This is a genomic window from Pseudazoarcus pumilus, from assembly GCF_002872475.1.
GTDB classification, from domain to species: Bacteria; Pseudomonadota; Gammaproteobacteria; order Burkholderiales; family Rhodocyclaceae; genus Pseudazoarcus; species Pseudazoarcus pumilus.
In genome coordinates this window covers 1,070,101-1,083,842 of sequence record NZ_CP025682.1, presented here as the reverse complement: position 1 = coordinate 1,083,842, position 13,742 = coordinate 1,070,101, and the positions used below count along the sequence as shown (strand labels likewise).

Annotated in this window: 16 protein-coding genes; all 16 read right to left on the bottom strand. The window is 67.7% G+C overall.

What is annotated here, in order from left to right; all coding sequences use genetic code 11:
- Positions 1–56 precede the first annotated feature (56 nt).
- The 16 genes from pgsA to C0099_RS05135 all read right to left on the bottom strand — a co-directional run bounded on the left by pgsA (position 57) and on the right by C0099_RS05135 (position 13,738).
- Positions 57–632: a CDP-diacylglycerol--glycerol-3-phosphate 3-phosphatidyltransferase gene (pgsA, locus tag C0099_RS05210; protein WP_102246456.1), complete on the bottom strand. Its 576-nt coding sequence runs from the start codon at positions 630–632 to the stop codon at positions 57–59.
- Between the two features lie 27 nt (positions 633–659).
- Positions 660–2,480, bottom strand: coding sequence for an excinuclease ABC subunit UvrC (gene uvrC / locus C0099_RS05205; RefSeq protein ID WP_102246455.1), 1,821 nt, complete (start codon positions 2,478–2,480; stop codon positions 660–662).
- Between the two features lie 9 nt (positions 2,481–2,489).
- Positions 2,490–3,551 carry a beta-N-acetylhexosaminidase gene (gene nagZ, locus C0099_RS05200; protein ID WP_102246454.1) on the bottom strand — a complete coding sequence of 354 codons (1,062 nt, stop codon included), beginning with the start codon at positions 3,549–3,551 and terminating at the stop codon, positions 2,490–2,492.
- A complete protein-coding gene (gene acpS, locus C0099_RS05195) occupies positions 3,548–3,937 on the bottom strand; it encodes a holo-ACP synthase (protein ID WP_102246453.1) in 390 nt (129 codons plus the stop codon). Before acpS ends, nagZ begins: the two co-directional genes overlap by 4 nt.
- Positions 3,934–4,698 carry a pyridoxine 5'-phosphate synthase gene (locus C0099_RS05190; RefSeq protein WP_102246452.1) on the bottom strand — a complete coding sequence of 255 codons (765 nt, stop codon included), beginning with the start codon at positions 4,696–4,698 and terminating at the stop codon, positions 3,934–3,936. Before C0099_RS05190 ends, acpS begins: the two co-directional genes overlap by 4 nt.
- The gene (gene recO / locus C0099_RS05185; RefSeq protein WP_228151660.1) at positions 4,695–5,417 is read right to left on the bottom strand and encodes a DNA repair protein RecO; all 723 of its coding nucleotides are present in this window, start codon (positions 5,415–5,417) and stop codon (positions 4,695–4,697) included. Before recO ends, C0099_RS05190 begins: the two co-directional genes overlap by 4 nt.
- Positions 5,418–5,433: 16 nt before the next feature.
- Positions 5,434–6,345 carry a GTPase Era gene (gene era, locus C0099_RS05180; protein WP_102246450.1) on the bottom strand — a complete coding sequence of 304 codons (912 nt, stop codon included), beginning with the start codon at positions 6,343–6,345 and terminating at the stop codon, positions 5,434–5,436.
- The gene (gene rnc / locus C0099_RS05175; RefSeq protein WP_173768947.1) at positions 6,342–7,022 is read right to left on the bottom strand and encodes a ribonuclease III; all 681 of its coding nucleotides are present in this window, start codon (positions 7,020–7,022) and stop codon (positions 6,342–6,344) included. Before rnc ends, era begins: the two co-directional genes overlap by 4 nt.
- Positions 7,019–7,405, bottom strand: a complete 387-nt coding sequence (locus C0099_RS05170) for a DUF4845 domain-containing protein (RefSeq protein WP_228151659.1) — start codon at positions 7,403–7,405, stop codon at positions 7,019–7,021. The genes rnc and C0099_RS05170 overlap by 4 nt, the downstream gene beginning before the upstream one ends.
- Positions 7,402–8,190, bottom strand: a complete 789-nt coding sequence (gene lepB / locus C0099_RS05165) for a signal peptidase I (RefSeq protein ID WP_102246449.1) — start codon at positions 8,188–8,190, stop codon at positions 7,402–7,404. Before lepB ends, C0099_RS05170 begins: the two co-directional genes overlap by 4 nt.
- A gap of 43 nt (positions 8,191–8,233) precedes the next feature.
- Positions 8,234–10,030, bottom strand: a complete 1,797-nt coding sequence (lepA, locus tag C0099_RS05160) for a translation elongation factor 4 (RefSeq protein WP_102246448.1) — start codon at positions 10,028–10,030, stop codon at positions 8,234–8,236.
- A gap of 64 nt (positions 10,031–10,094) precedes the next feature.
- Positions 10,095–10,343, bottom strand: a complete 249-nt coding sequence (locus C0099_RS05155) for a glutaredoxin family protein (RefSeq protein WP_102246447.1) — start codon at positions 10,341–10,343, stop codon at positions 10,095–10,097.
- On the bottom strand, positions 10,340–11,767 hold the full coding sequence (locus tag C0099_RS05150; RefSeq protein ID WP_102246446.1) for a DegQ family serine endoprotease: 1,428 nt from the start codon (positions 11,765–11,767) through the stop codon (positions 10,340–10,342). The genes C0099_RS05155 and C0099_RS05150 overlap by 4 nt, the downstream gene beginning before the upstream one ends.
- Positions 11,764–12,228: a SoxR reducing system RseC family protein gene (locus C0099_RS05145; RefSeq protein WP_228151658.1), complete on the bottom strand. Its 465-nt coding sequence runs from the start codon at positions 12,226–12,228 to the stop codon at positions 11,764–11,766. Before C0099_RS05145 ends, C0099_RS05150 begins: the two co-directional genes overlap by 4 nt.
- Positions 12,225–13,187: a MucB/RseB C-terminal domain-containing protein gene (locus C0099_RS05140; protein WP_102246445.1), complete on the bottom strand. Its 963-nt coding sequence runs from the start codon at positions 13,185–13,187 to the stop codon at positions 12,225–12,227. Before C0099_RS05140 ends, C0099_RS05145 begins: the two co-directional genes overlap by 4 nt.
- Complete coding sequence (locus C0099_RS05135; RefSeq protein WP_102248389.1) at positions 13,187–13,738, bottom strand: sigma-E factor negative regulatory protein; 552 nt, start codon at positions 13,736–13,738, stop codon at positions 13,187–13,189. Before C0099_RS05135 ends, C0099_RS05140 begins: the two co-directional genes overlap by 1 nt.
- Between the last annotated feature and the right edge of the window lie 4 nt (positions 13,739–13,742).

Below are 13,742 nucleotides of genomic sequence, written 5' to 3'. Positions count from 1 at the left end.
ACTGTATAAGCCATCTCGCACGCCGCACAAGCGTGATACCCGCAATGCGTGAGGCGTCACTCGCGCCCGTGGCGGCTGAGCAGCGGCAGCGCGCGGTGCAGGTAGTAACCCATCGACCACAGCGTCAGCGCGGCGGCGGCGTAGATCAACACCGTGCCCGGCACCTGCACCGCGACGCCGAACAGGCTGGCGTCATAGAGCAACATCGGAATGGCGATCATCTGCGCGGCGGTCTTGAGCTTGCCGACGGTCGCCACCGCAACGCTGGCCGACTGGCCGATGCGCGCCATCCATTCGCGCAAGGCCGAGATGGTGATCTCGCGCCCGATGATGACCACCGCAATGATGGCGTCGACGCGGCCCAGCTGCACCAGCACGATCAGTGCCGCGGCGACCATCAGCTTGTCCGCGACCGGATCGAGAAAGGCGCCGAAGGCCGAGGTCTGACCCAGCGAGCGCGCCAGATAACCGTCGAGCCAGTCGGTGATCGCCGCGAGCACGAACAGCACGGTGGCGATCACGTTCATCTGCAAATCGGTCAGCCAGGCCGCGGGCAGATAGAACACGCCGACGAACAGCGGAATCAAGGCGATCCGCATCAGGGTCAGGGTGTTCGGAATGTTGAAGTCCATGATGACGCGCCAGCCGTTCGCGAAGCCTCAGTGCAGCGCCGAGTATATCTGTTCGGCCAGCTTGCGGCTGACGCCGTCGACACGGCACAGATCCTCGACGGTGGCCGCGCGCACGCCGTCGAGACCGCCGAAGGCCTCGATCAGGCGGCGGCGACGCGTCGGGCCGACGCCCGCGATGTCGTCGAGTCGCGAGCCGACGCGCGCCTTGGCACGCCGCGCGCGGTGGCCGGTGATCGCGAAGCGGTGCGCCTCGTCGCGAATCTCCTGGATCAGGTGCAGCGCCGGCGCGTCCGGCGACAGATGCACGGGTGCGCGCGCATCGGCGAAGATCAGCGTCTCCAACCCCGGCTTGCGCCCCTCGCCCTTGGCCACGCCCACCATCGCGATCGACTCCAGGCCGAGGTCGGCGAGCACTGCATGCGCCGCCGACACCTGACCGCGACCACCGTCGATGAGGATCAGGTCGGGCATCACGCCGTCGCCCTCGACGAGTTTGGAGTAGCGACGCTCCAGCACCTGGCGCATCGCCGCGTAGTCGTCTCCGCCCGTGATCCCGGCGATGTTGTAGCGACGATACTCGGCGTTCTTCATCGCGCCGTCGACACACACCACGCACGAGGCCACGGTGGCCTCGCCCATGGTGTGACTGATGTCGAAGCACTCGATGCGCGCCGGCGACTCGGCCAGGTCCAGCGCCTCGCGCAGCGCGGCCAGCCGGGCGCCGATCCGACCGGCATCCTGGTTGCGCGCGGCAATGGCAGTGCGTGCGTTGTTGCGCGCCATCTCCATCCAGGCACGCTCGGCCGCACCGCGTGGCGCAACCACCGCAACCGGCCGTTCGCTCAGTTCGGCCAGCTGCGCACGTGCGGCCTCGACGGCGTGCCCGACGAGGATGCGCGCAGGCATGGCATGTTCGCCGTAGTGCTGGTCGAGAAAGGCCAGCAAGGCGTCGTCGGCGTCGCAGCCGGCCGCGCTGCTGGGAAACTGCGGCCGATCGCCCAGATGGCGTCCGCCACGCACCATCGCCAGGTTCACGCACACCAGGCCGTCGGCCTCGACGGCGGTGATCACGTCCACGTCCTGGTCGCGCCCGCTGTCGACGAACTGGCGGTGCAGCACCGCCTGCAGCGCACGAATCTGGTCGCGGCAGGCGGCCGCCTCCTCGAAGGCCAGACGCTCGGCGGCCTCGTTCATGCGCGCACCCAGATCGTCGATGACCTCGTTGGCGCGACCGTCGAGAAAACGCGTCGCCAGACGCACGTCGGCGGCGTAGTCGGCATCACTGATCAGACCTACGCACGGCGCCGTGCAGCGCCGGATCTGATGCAGCAGACAGGGGCGCGAACGGTTGCGGAAGACGGCGTTCTCGCAGGTGCGCAAGCGAAAGATCTTCTGCAGCAGGTGGATGCTCTCGCGTGCCGCGCTGCCGTTGGGAAACGGGCCGAAGTAGCGCCCACCCTTGGCGAAGGCTCCACGGTGATAGGCCAGGCGCGGGAAGATGTCGCCGCTCAGACAGATGTAGGGATAGCTCTTGTCGTCGCGAAACAGGATGTTGTAGCGCGGCGCCAGCTGCTTGATCAGGTTGTTCTCGAGGATCAGCGCCTCGGCCTCGGAACGCGTCGGCGTGATGTCCACGCGCTCGATCTGCGCCACCATCATGGCGATGCGCGGGCTCGACTGCGTGCGCTGGAAATAGCTCGAAACGCGCCGGCGCAGGTTCTTCGCCTTGCCGACGTAGAGCACGCGCTCGTCGCTGCCGATCATGCGATAGACGCCGGGCGCTTCCGGGACGGTGCGCAGGAAGGCCTTGGCGTCGAAGGCCGCTGCCGGGTACTCGCTGCCGCTCATCGCGGCACCTCAGGCCGTATCGGACGCGAGCGCAGCGACCTGAGCGCGCGCGTGGTGATAGGGCTCGGCCAGTTCCAGCTCGAATGCATCGGCATAGCGCGGCCGCCCGCGCAGCGCGGCGATGCGCGCGGCGCTGGTCGCCGCCACGTCCGGTCGCCAGCGCCCGACGAGTTCGTCCACGCGCTCGGGCTGGTTGCACACCAGCACCATGTCGCAGCCGGCGTCGACCGCCGCCTGCGCACGCGCGACGATGTCACCGGCCACGCTCGCCCCTTCCATGGTCAAGTCGTCCGAGAAGATCAGGCCCTGAAAGCCGAGCCGCCCGCGCAGGACGTCACCGAGCCAGAATCTCGAGAAGCCGGCCGGCTGCGCGTCGACCTTGTCGTAGATCACGTGCGCCGGCATCACGCCCGAGAGCTGACGGCCGATGCGATGGCGGTAGGGCGCGATGTCCTCTTCCCAGATCGTATCGAAGTCGCGCGAATCGACCGGCAGGTCGACATGCGAATCGGCCTCGACGAAACCGTGCCCGGGAAAATGCTTGCCGACGCAGCCCATGCCCGCCTCGCGCATGCCGGCGGCCAGCGCCGAGGCCAGGCTGGCGACCACCTGCGGGTCGCGATGGAAGGCGCGATCGCCGATCACGCGGCTGCCACCGTAGTCCAGGTCGAGCACCGGCGTGAAGGACAGGTCCACACCGTGGGCGAGCAATTCGGCGGCCAGCACGTAGCCGGTGGCGCGCGCGCAATCGAGCGCCGCGACATGGTCCTCGTCCCAGGCGCGACCCAGCGCGCGCATCGGCGGCAGATGCGTGAAGCCGCGGTCGCGAAAGCGCTGCACGCGCCCGCCCTCGTGATCGACCGCGATCAGCAGCGCCGGCTCGCGCAGCGCACGGATCTCGGCGGTGAGCGCGGCCAGCTGCTCGGAATCGGCGAAGTTGCGTGCGAACAGGATCACGCCCCCCACCAGCGGGTGGCGCAGCCGGTCGCGCTCGGCCTTGCCCAGCGCGAGACCCTCGACATCGGCCATCAGCGGGCCGCGCGGCAGGGCCAGGGGCGCACGATGGGTCATGCCGCCCTCCCCTGATGTTCGATCACCACGAAAGCGACGACGTAGTCGGTCTCGTCGGTCAGCGTCAGGTGCGCAACCAGACCTTCCTCCCGCATCGCAGCGGCCAGACCGTCGGAGAAACGGAAGATGGGTTTGCCACGCGCATCGTGATCGACGATGACCGCATGCAGCGTGGCCGGTGCGGCCACACCGGTGCCGAAGGCCTTGCCGAAGGCCTCCTTGGCGGCGAAGCGCTTGGCGAGGAAGCGTTCCGGATCGTTGCGTGCAGCAAACGCCGCGCGTTCGTCCGACGCGAGGATGCGGTTGGCGAAGCGCTGACCGTATTTCGCCAGCACCGCGGCCATGCGCGGGATGCGCACGATGTCGGCGCCGATGCCGTGAATCATTGCGCCCCTCCTTCGCCCTGCAAGGCGGCCTCGCACATCAGGCGCTTCATCTCGCGAACGGCCTCGCGCAGGCCGACGAACACCGATCGACTGACGATGGCGTGACCGATGTGCAGTTCGCGCACGCCGGCCAGGCGCGCGATCGGCCCCACGTTGTAGTAGTTGAGCGCGTGGCCGGCATTGAAGCGCAGACCCGCGGCGTGGATCGCCTCGCCGGCGGCGCGCACGCGCGCCAGCTCGGCCTTCACCGCGGGCGCTGCGGCGTCCCGCGCGCGATGGAATGCGTGGGCATAGGGGCCGGTGTGCACCTCGCAGACCTTCGCGCCGATGCGCGCGGCCGCCTCGATCTGCGCGATGTCGGCGTCGACGAAGATGCTGGTGACGATGCCCGCCTCGCTCAGGCGCGCGACCACGCCGGCCAGGCGCGCCTCGTCGGCGAGCACGTCGAGCCCGCCCTCGGTGGTGACTTCCTGACGCCCCTCGGGCACCAGCATGGCCATGTGCGGACGCAGCTCGCAGGCGAAGCCGACCATTTCGTCGGTGGCCGCCATCTCCAGATTGAGCTTGACCTGCGTGAGTTCGGCCAGCCGGCGCACGTCGGCGTCCTGGATGTGGCGACGATCCTCGCGCAGGTGCACGGTGATGCCGTCGGCGCCACCCAGATGCGCCTCGACCGCAGCCCACTGCGGATCCGGCTCCCAGGTGCGGCGCGCCTGCCGCAAGGTCGCGACGTGGTCGATGTTGACGCCCAGTTCGATCACAGCTCCTGCAACTCCCTGAAAACGCGGCGCGACTGCAACGGTCGGCCGCCCAGTTGGTGATTGATCAGCGTGCGCAGCAGGCTCTTGGACTCACTCTGCGTGAGCGGGTCGGAAAAATCGTCGCGCGCCATCGCCGCGAGCGTGCGCCCGGACACCATGACATGTTCTGCGGGCGGCGGCTCGCCGCGCACCGGACCTCGTTCGATTATATAGGCGTAGCGCGCGCCTTCCTCGATCGGGACATCGCCATCGGCCTCGCGGTCGAGCACAAGCTGGTAGCCCGTCTCGCGCAGCAGCGCCAGCTCGAAGCGGCGCAGCTCGGGCGCGGGCGGCCCCGCGCGCGCAAGCCGCGCGACGGTGTCGACATAGGCGTCGAACAGGCCGGGATGGGGATCCTCGCGCGCGGAAAGATGCACGACGAGTTCGTTCAGATAATAGCCGCACAGCAGCGCCCGCCCGCACAGCAGCGGCTGGCCGCCCTGCCATTCGGCACGCACCAGGGTCTTGACCTCGCCGCTGCCCGAGTAGGCCACGTGCAGCGGCTGGAAGCCCATCAGCACGCCGCGCAGCGCCGAGTGCGGGCGCCGCGCGCCCTTGGCGACCACGGCCACGCGACCGTGGTCACGCGTGAGCAGTTCGACGATGGAACTGGTTTCGCGCCACGGACGGCTGTGGAGCACCCAGGCGGGCTGCTCGTCGACGCGCTGTCTTGCACTCACGCCGCGCGCCCCGCGATCACTCGTAGCCGAGGCTCTTGAGCGCGCGCTCGTCGTCGGCCCAGCCGCTTTTGACCTTGACCCAGACCTCGAGATAGACGCGCGCGTCGAAGAGCTTCTCGAGCTCGACGCGGGCTTCGCTGGAAATGCGCTTGAGCTGCTCGCCGTTCTTGCCGATGACCATGGCCTTGTGGCTGGCGCGATCGACGATCACTGCGGCGAAGATGCGCCGCAGATTGCCCTCGGTCTCGAACTTCTCGATTTCCACGGCGATGCCGTAGGGCAGCTCGTCACCGAGCAGTCGGAAGAGCTTCTCGCGCAGGAATTCGGAGGCGAGGAAGCGCTCGCTGCGATCGGTGATGTCGTCTTCCTCGAACACCGGCGGGCCTTCGGGCAGCAGCGCCACGGTGGCGCGCACCAGCGCGTCGACGTTGGCACCCCGCTCGGCGGACAGGGGCACGATCTCGGTGAATTCGCGCAGGCTGCGCACTTCGTCGATGAAGGGCAGCAGGCGCGCCTTGTCCTTGAGACGGTCGATCTTGTTGATCACCAACACCACCTTGGCATCCTCGGGCAGCAGCTCGAGCACCTTGCGATCGTCTTCGGTGAAACGCCCGGCCTCGATGACGAAGAACACCACGTCCACGTCTGCCAGCGCCTGCGTGACGCTGCGGTTCATCGTGCGGTTGAGCGCGTTGCGATGGCGTGTCTGGAAACCCGGCGTATCGACGAACACGAACTGCGCGTCTTCGTCGCTGCGGATGCCGGTGACGCGGTGGCGCGTGGTCTGTGCCTTGCGCGAGACGATGCTGATCTTCTGACCGATGAGCCGGTTGAGCAGCGTGGACTTGCCCACGTTGGGGCGGCCGACAATCGCGACGAAGCCGGTGCGGAAATGCTCGGGGGGTTGCGTGGGAGCGTTTTCGGTCATGCGTTTTCCAGTCGTTCGAGGGCGCGTTCGGCAGCTGCCTGCTCGGCCGCGCGGCGGCTCGGCCCGCGTCCGGTGACGCTCACCGAGAAGGATTCGACCGTGCAACACACTTCGAATTCCTGCGCATGCGCCTCGCCGCGCACCTGCACCGTCTCGTAGGCGGGCAGCGGCGCCTTGCGTGCCTGCAGCCATTCCTGCAGCGCGGTCTTGGGGTCCTTGAGCGCGCGTGCCGGATCGATCTCGTCGACCAGCGGCGCATAGAGCCGCATCACGACCTCGCGCGCGGCCTCGAAGCCGGCGTCGAGGAAGACTGCCGCGAACACTGCCTCGAGCGCGTCGGCGAGAATCGACGGGCGGCGATGGCCGCCGCTCTTCATCTCGCCCTCGCCCAGCCGCAGCGCCTCGCCCAGGTCCAGCCCGGTGGCGACGCGATGCAGGCCCTCCTGGCGCACCAGCGAGGCGCGCAGGCGCGACAGCTCGCCTTCGCGCAAACCCGCGAAGCGCTCGTAGAGCGCGATCGCCGTGACGCAGTTGAGGATGGAGTCGCCGAGGAACTCGAGCCGCTCGTTGTTGGGCTGGCCGAAGCTGCGGTGGGTCAGCGCCTGCTCGAGCAGCGCACCGTTGCGAAAGCGGTAGCCCAGACGGTGCTGCAGCCGGTCCAGATCGTCCCGCGTCACTGCCGGCCGGACGAGGACGAGGCGTTGAATTCGAGCAGCAGGCTGACGTTGCCGGCCACCGGCACCTTGCGTTCCCAGGCGACATCGACGTAGGTCACCCCAGAGGCGCGGGCGATCTGCAGGTCGACGCCGGTGACGCTGACGATGTCGTCGGTGTACGCATAGCGCTCGAAACTGCGGCGCATCTGCGTGGGCGAGGCGCCCGCCGCACCCTCGGAAGCGATCACGCCGACGATGCGCTGCATCGCGAAGTATTCGTTGAGCGCGGGCACGGTGCGAAAACCCACGTACAGGCAGAAGGCGAGAAAGCAGCCTACGATCAGCGTGCTGATCAGCGTCAGGCCACGCTGCGAACGCGCGACCGCAATATTGTCCGCTCTCAATTGAACCCCCCGATCCGCTTCAGATCACCGAAATTGAACCAGATGAAGAAGGCGCGACCGACGATGTTCTCGTCCGGCACGAAGCCCCACATGCGGCTGTCGCTGCTGGCATCGCGGTTGTCGCCCATCACGAAGTAATGCCCTTCGGGTACCGTGCAGCTTACACCGGACGAAGTATAGGTACAGTTCTCGCGATAGGGGAAATCGAAGGGACTCGACACGTAGGCCGGAGAGTCGCGCTCGATCAACACCTTGTGCGTGTGCTCGCCCAGTTCCTCTACGAAGCGCGGCGAGTAGTACATGCGCTCGGGGTGCAGGTACTCGCCGTCGGGCGTCAGTGGCACTTCCTCGCCGTTGATGCTCAGCCGCTTGCCGCGATAGACGACCTCATCGCCGGGCACGCCGACCACGCGCTTGATGTAGTCCATCGACGGGTCACGCGGATAGCGGAACACCATCACGTCGCCGCGCTCGGGCGTACCCAGCGGAATGATCTTCTGATTGATGACCGGCAGACGGATGCCATAGGTGAACTTGTTGACCAGGATGAAGTCGCCCACCAGCAGGGTCGGAATCATCGAGCCCGACGGGATCTTGAACGGTTCGACGATGAACGAGCGCAGCGCGAACACGATCAGGATGACCGGGAAGAAGCTCGCGCCGTACTCGACCCACCACGGGCTGGGCGCATCGGCGGCGCGATGCTTGCGCGCGTAGAGACGGTCGGCCGCCCACAGCACGCCCGAGACGACCAGCAGGATGAACAGGATCAGTGCGAAGTTCACGACGACTCCATCAGCGGGTGACGATCAGGCGTGGACGCGGCGCTCACTTGCCTTCGTCCGTCCGCAGCACGGCGAGGAAGGCTTCCTGCGGAATTTCCACATTGCCCACCTGCTTCATGCGCTTCTTGCCTTCCTTCTGCTTCTCCAGCAGCTTCTTCTTGCGCGTGATGTCGCCGCCGTAGCACTTGGCGAGCACGTTCTTGCGCAGCGCCTTGATGGTCTCGCGCGCGACGATGTGCGAGCCGATCGCCGCCTGCACCGCCACGTCGAACATCTGGCGCGGAATCAGCGCGCGCAGCCGGGTCGCCAGTTCGCGCCCGCGAAACTGCGCGCTGGCGCGGTGCACGATGATGGACAAGGCATCGACCTTCTCCCCGCCCACCATCATGTCGAGCTTGACCAGATCCGAGCTGCGGTATTCCTTGAATTCGTAATCGAGCGAAGCATAGCCGCGCGACACCGACTTGAGACGGTCGAAGAAGTCCATCACGACCTCGTTCATCGGCATGTCGTAGATCAGCTGCACCTGGCGACCGTGGTAGCGCATGTCCACCTGCGCGCCGCGCTTCTGGTTGCACAGCGTGATCACCGGGCCGACATACTCCTGCGGCAGGAAGATGTTGGCGGTGATGATGGGTTCGCGGATCTCGGCATACTTGCCGGGTTCGGGCAGCTTGGACGGATTCTCGATGTCGATGGTCGAGCCGTCGTTGAGCACGACCTCGTAGATCACGGTGGGCGCGGTCGTGATCAGGTCCATGTCGAACTCGCGCTCGAGACGCTCCTGCACGATGTCCATGTGCAGCAGACCGAGAAAACCGCAGCGGAAACCGAAGCCCAGGGCCTGCGACACCTCCGGCTCGTACTGCAGCGCGGCGTCGTTCAGGCGCAGCTTCTCGAGCGAATCGCGCAATTGCTCGTATTCGGAGGACTCGACCGGATACAGGCCGGCGAAGACCTGCGGCTTGATCTCCTTGAAGCCGGGCAGCGCCTTGTCGGCCGGGCGCTGGGCGTTGGTGACGGTGTCGCCGACCTTGGCCGCCGCGAGTTCCTTGATGCCGGCGATGACGAAACCCACCCCGCCGGCGGACAGCTCTTCGCGCATGACCGAATGCGGCGTGAACACGCCGACCTGATCGCACGGATAGGTCGCGCCCGATGACATGAACTTGATGCGGTCCTTGGGACGCAGCACACCGTCGACCACGCGCACCAGCATCACCACGCCGACGTAGTTGTCGAACCACGAGTCGATGATCAGCGCCTTGAGCGGCGCCTCCGGGTCGCCCACCGGCGGCGGCACGCGCGCGACGACCGCCTCGAGCACCTCGTCGACGCCCAGTCCGGACTTGGCCGAACAAAGAATCGCCTCGGATGCGTCAACACCGATGACGTCCTCGATCTCGGCGCGCGCGTTCTCCGGATCGGCCGCCGGCAGGTCGATCTTGTTGAGCACCGGCACGACCTCGACACCCAGGTCAATCGCGGTGTAGCAGTTGGCGACCGTCTGCGCCTCCACGCCCTGCGAGGCGTCGACCACCAGCAGCGCCCCTTCGCAGGCCGACAGCGAACGGCTCACCTCGTAGGAGAAGTCCACGTGCCCCGGCGTGTCGATCAGATTGAGATGGTAGATCCTGCCGTCGCGCGCCTTGTACTGCAGCGCCGCGGTCTGGGCCTTGATGGTGATGCCGCGCTCACGCTCCAGATCCATGGAATCGAGCACCTGCTCGTCCATCTCGCGGTCGGACAGACCCCCGCAGGCGTGGATGATGCGGTCGGCAAGCGTGGACTTGCCGTGATCGATGTGGGCGATGATCGAGAAGTTGCGGATATGCTGCATGAATGGTCAACAAAAAAGGGTGCCCGACGACACCCGCTGCGCTTGAACGACAGAATGCGTGATTCTAGCCGAATTCGGCCACGTGGGCACGCACCGCCGCTTCGTCGAGGTGGTAGTGGCACAGTTCGCGGCCGTCGGCCAACAGCACCGGCACGAGTTCGTCCCATTTGGCCTCGAGCGCCGGATCGGCATCGACGTCGAGTACGCGCACGCTCCAGCCGAACTCCGCGGCGAGCGGGCGCAGCGCCGCGGTCATGTCGTCGCACAGATGGCACCACTGGCGCCCCAGCACGATGAACTCGCGCGCACTCACCGGCCGGTGCGCAGGCTGATGAAGGACGTGCCCGATCCGCGCTGCACGAGCAGGGTCACGGCCCCGCCATCTTCAATGCCGGCGACCAGTTTTTCGAACTGTTCGACGCTCTCGAGCGGCGTCTGCCGGCCGTTGGTGACGATCGCCACAATGACATCGCCAGCCTGCAGTCCGGCGCGCGCGGCCGCACCCTGCACGCTGTCTACGAGCAGACCGCGTTCGATACCGCGATCGCGTCGCGTGGCTTCGTCCGGACGCGACAACACCAGGCCGAGCCGGTCGGGCACCGGCGTTTGCACGGGCGCGGTGGCGGCCGGCTTGTCATCCGACCACTCCCCCACCGTCAGGCGCAACTCCAGCGGCTTGCCGCCGCGCACCACGCTCATCGTCACGTTCGCGCCGGGGCGCTTCTCGGCGACGATGCGCGGCAAGGCGGTGGAATCGGGCACCGGCTTGCCGTCGAAGCGCACGATCACATCGCCGATCTGCACACCGGCGCGTGCCGCCGGCCCATCGGGTTCGACGTTGCTGACCAGTGCCCCCTCGGGACTGGCCAGACCGAAGCTGTCGGCGAGCGCGCGCGTGAGTTCCTGCACGCCCACGCCGATGCGCCCGCGACGCACGCGACCGTCGCTGCGCAGCTGGCGATACACGTCGAGCGCGACGTCGATCGGGATCGCGAACGACAGACCCATGAAGCCGCCGGTGTCACTGTAGATCTGCGAGTTGATGCCCACCACCTCGCCGCGCAGGTTGAACAGCGGGCCACCCGAGTTGCCCGGGTTGATCGCCACGTCGGTCTGGATGAAGGGCACGAAGTTCTCGTCGGGCAGTGCGCGCCCCTTGGCGCTGACGATGCCCGCGGTGACGCTGTGCTCGAAGCCGAACGGCGAACCGATGGCGAGCACCCATTCGCCGACCTTGAGCCGGCGCGGATCGCCCAGCCGCACCACCGGCAGGTTCTGCGCCTGGATGCGGATCACGGCCACGTCGCTGCGCGCGTCGGTGCCGATCACCTCGGCGTTGAACTCGCGCTTGTCCACGAGGCGCACGACGATCTCCTCGGCGCCGGCGACGACATGCGCGTTGGTCAGGATGTAGCCGTCGGCGCTGACGATGAAGCCCGATCCGAGAGAACGGTCGCGCTCGCCCTCGCCGCCTTGCAGATCGGGAAACTGCGGAAAGAAGCGGCGCAGCAGTTCCAGCCATTCCTCGCTGCCTTCGATTCCCGGCAGCGAGCCGATCGGCGGCAGCGCGGGGGCGGCCGCGGTGGAGGCGATATTGACCACCGCCGGCCCCTGCGAATCGACGATCGCGGTGAAATCCGGCGGGTTGGCGACAACGGCCAGCGGCACCAGCGCCAGGCACAGCACGAGGCACAGGTGCCGCCAACTGAGTTGGATCGCTCGAACGGAGGTTTTCATCGCGATTCCGGAAGGTCGTGAACACGCAGCGTGCCGGCAGGCAGCATCTCGACGTGCAGACGGCCACGCCAGCGACGGCTACGATGCAGCACGCGATTGAGGACAAAGGCCAGCGCCAGGCCGGCCACCGCACCCACGACCGCCGCGCCATCGCCGCCGCCGATCGCGAGGCCAGCCATCGCGCCGGCGAGCATCAGCACCGCACCCAGACCGTATCCGGCGAGCGCGCCGCGCAGGGCCGAACCGTCGGCCATGCGCAACACGACCTCGTCGCCGGCGGCGACGCCGATTTCGTCGGGCACGTCGAATTCACTTCGCGCCGGGCGGATCGCATAGGCGAGCTTGACCGATCGGCAGCCACCCGGCTCGTCGCAGCGACCACAGCCCTCTTCACGGTCGATCACGCGCACGCGCGCACGACCGTCCGCGGCCGCCAGAACGCGCGCGCGCGCCTCGATCATCGGGCACGCTCCATGGCGTCGCCCAGTCGCTTGAGGGCGCGTGCCGGCACCTCACCCAGCGCGGTCAGCAGATGACCGTCGGCCGAGCGCCGATAGATGTTGATCGCCCCGCTCGCAAGCGGTCCAAGACCAACCTCGCCAGCCGCTTCGAGCGGCTCGATGAACACCGAGATCGACGCCAGCCCGTCGCCGTAGACCATGTGCAGCACGTCGCGCTCATCGCGACCGAGGGGGCGGCGCACGATGGACTGCAGTTCATAGCCCGGCAGCGGTGTGGCCAGACGCCAGCCGCTGTCGCGCACCGCCACCGAGGCGCCCTGCGCGGAGACGACGTTCCAGCCATCGGCCAGAAAATCGGGTTTGGCCGTGTCGCCGAAGACCACGCCGTCGCCGATGCGCACGTCGCTGAACATGAATTGCTCGACGGTCTCGCCGTCGTCACCGACCATGCGCGCCTTGAGCAGCAGGCCGGAGTCGATGTCGGCCCACAGCATGTGACCGTAACGCAGGTCGTCGCGCGGTTCGAGCACGATCAGCTGGGCATCGAAGCCGGCCACGCGCGTGACCTTCTCCTTGCGCACCTCGTAGTTCTCGGCGATGCGCGCGAGCTCCGTGGGCAGACGCGCGGGAAACGAGCGCTGACCGGTGGAGCGGTCGGTGATCACGGTCTTGCGGTCGGGCAGCACGCACCACACCTCGCCGTCGCGGCGGATGACCTTGCGCGGGCTGCCGTCGAGCACCTCGAGGCGCTCATGCTCGACCGCGCCCTCGACCACGTGGGTGATGCGCGAGGTCTCGCTGATCCGTCCCGACTGGTAGATGAAGATCCCCGAGTAGTTCAGTTCCTGCGCGGCCGATGCGATGCGCGACAGCCAGGACAGCGGATCGGCCGCCGCCGCGGCGATGATCGGCTGGCAGCCGATCGCCAGCGAGACGAGCGCTGCGGCCAAACGCCTCATCAGCGCTGCTCTCCGTGCGCGTCGGAGACGGTGCGCACGTAATGGACCACGCCCGGGATCGGCCCGCCGCTCATGGCCTGATGCACGAACATGTACTCACGGCTCGGATCGCTCGCCAGCGCCGACACGTTCTGTGTGGACGCCCCGGCTGCGGCCACGCGCGCAGGCGCGGACTCGGCTGCGAGCACGCCCGGCGCCTGGACGAGCGGATCGGGGGATGACGGGAACATCGTCAGCGCGACGATGCCCACCGCCGCCACACCCATCACCGAAGCGGCGATTGGCATCAGCGATCGCCCCCAGGCCGAGCGCTGCCGCACTGCCCGGGCGGCAGCCGGCACCATCAGCGTGGGTTCGTCATCGATCTCGTTCATCACGCGCGAAACGAAATCCGCGGCGCCCACGCGATCGCCGCGCAAGGCGTCGCCGATCAGACAATACGCGTCCCAGCGCCGACGCATGTCGGGCGCACTGCGCAGCGCTTCGACCAGCGGATCACACGCTTGCGCATCGAGCTCGCCGTCGACGAATTCTGAAAGTTTTTCCTTCATGAGC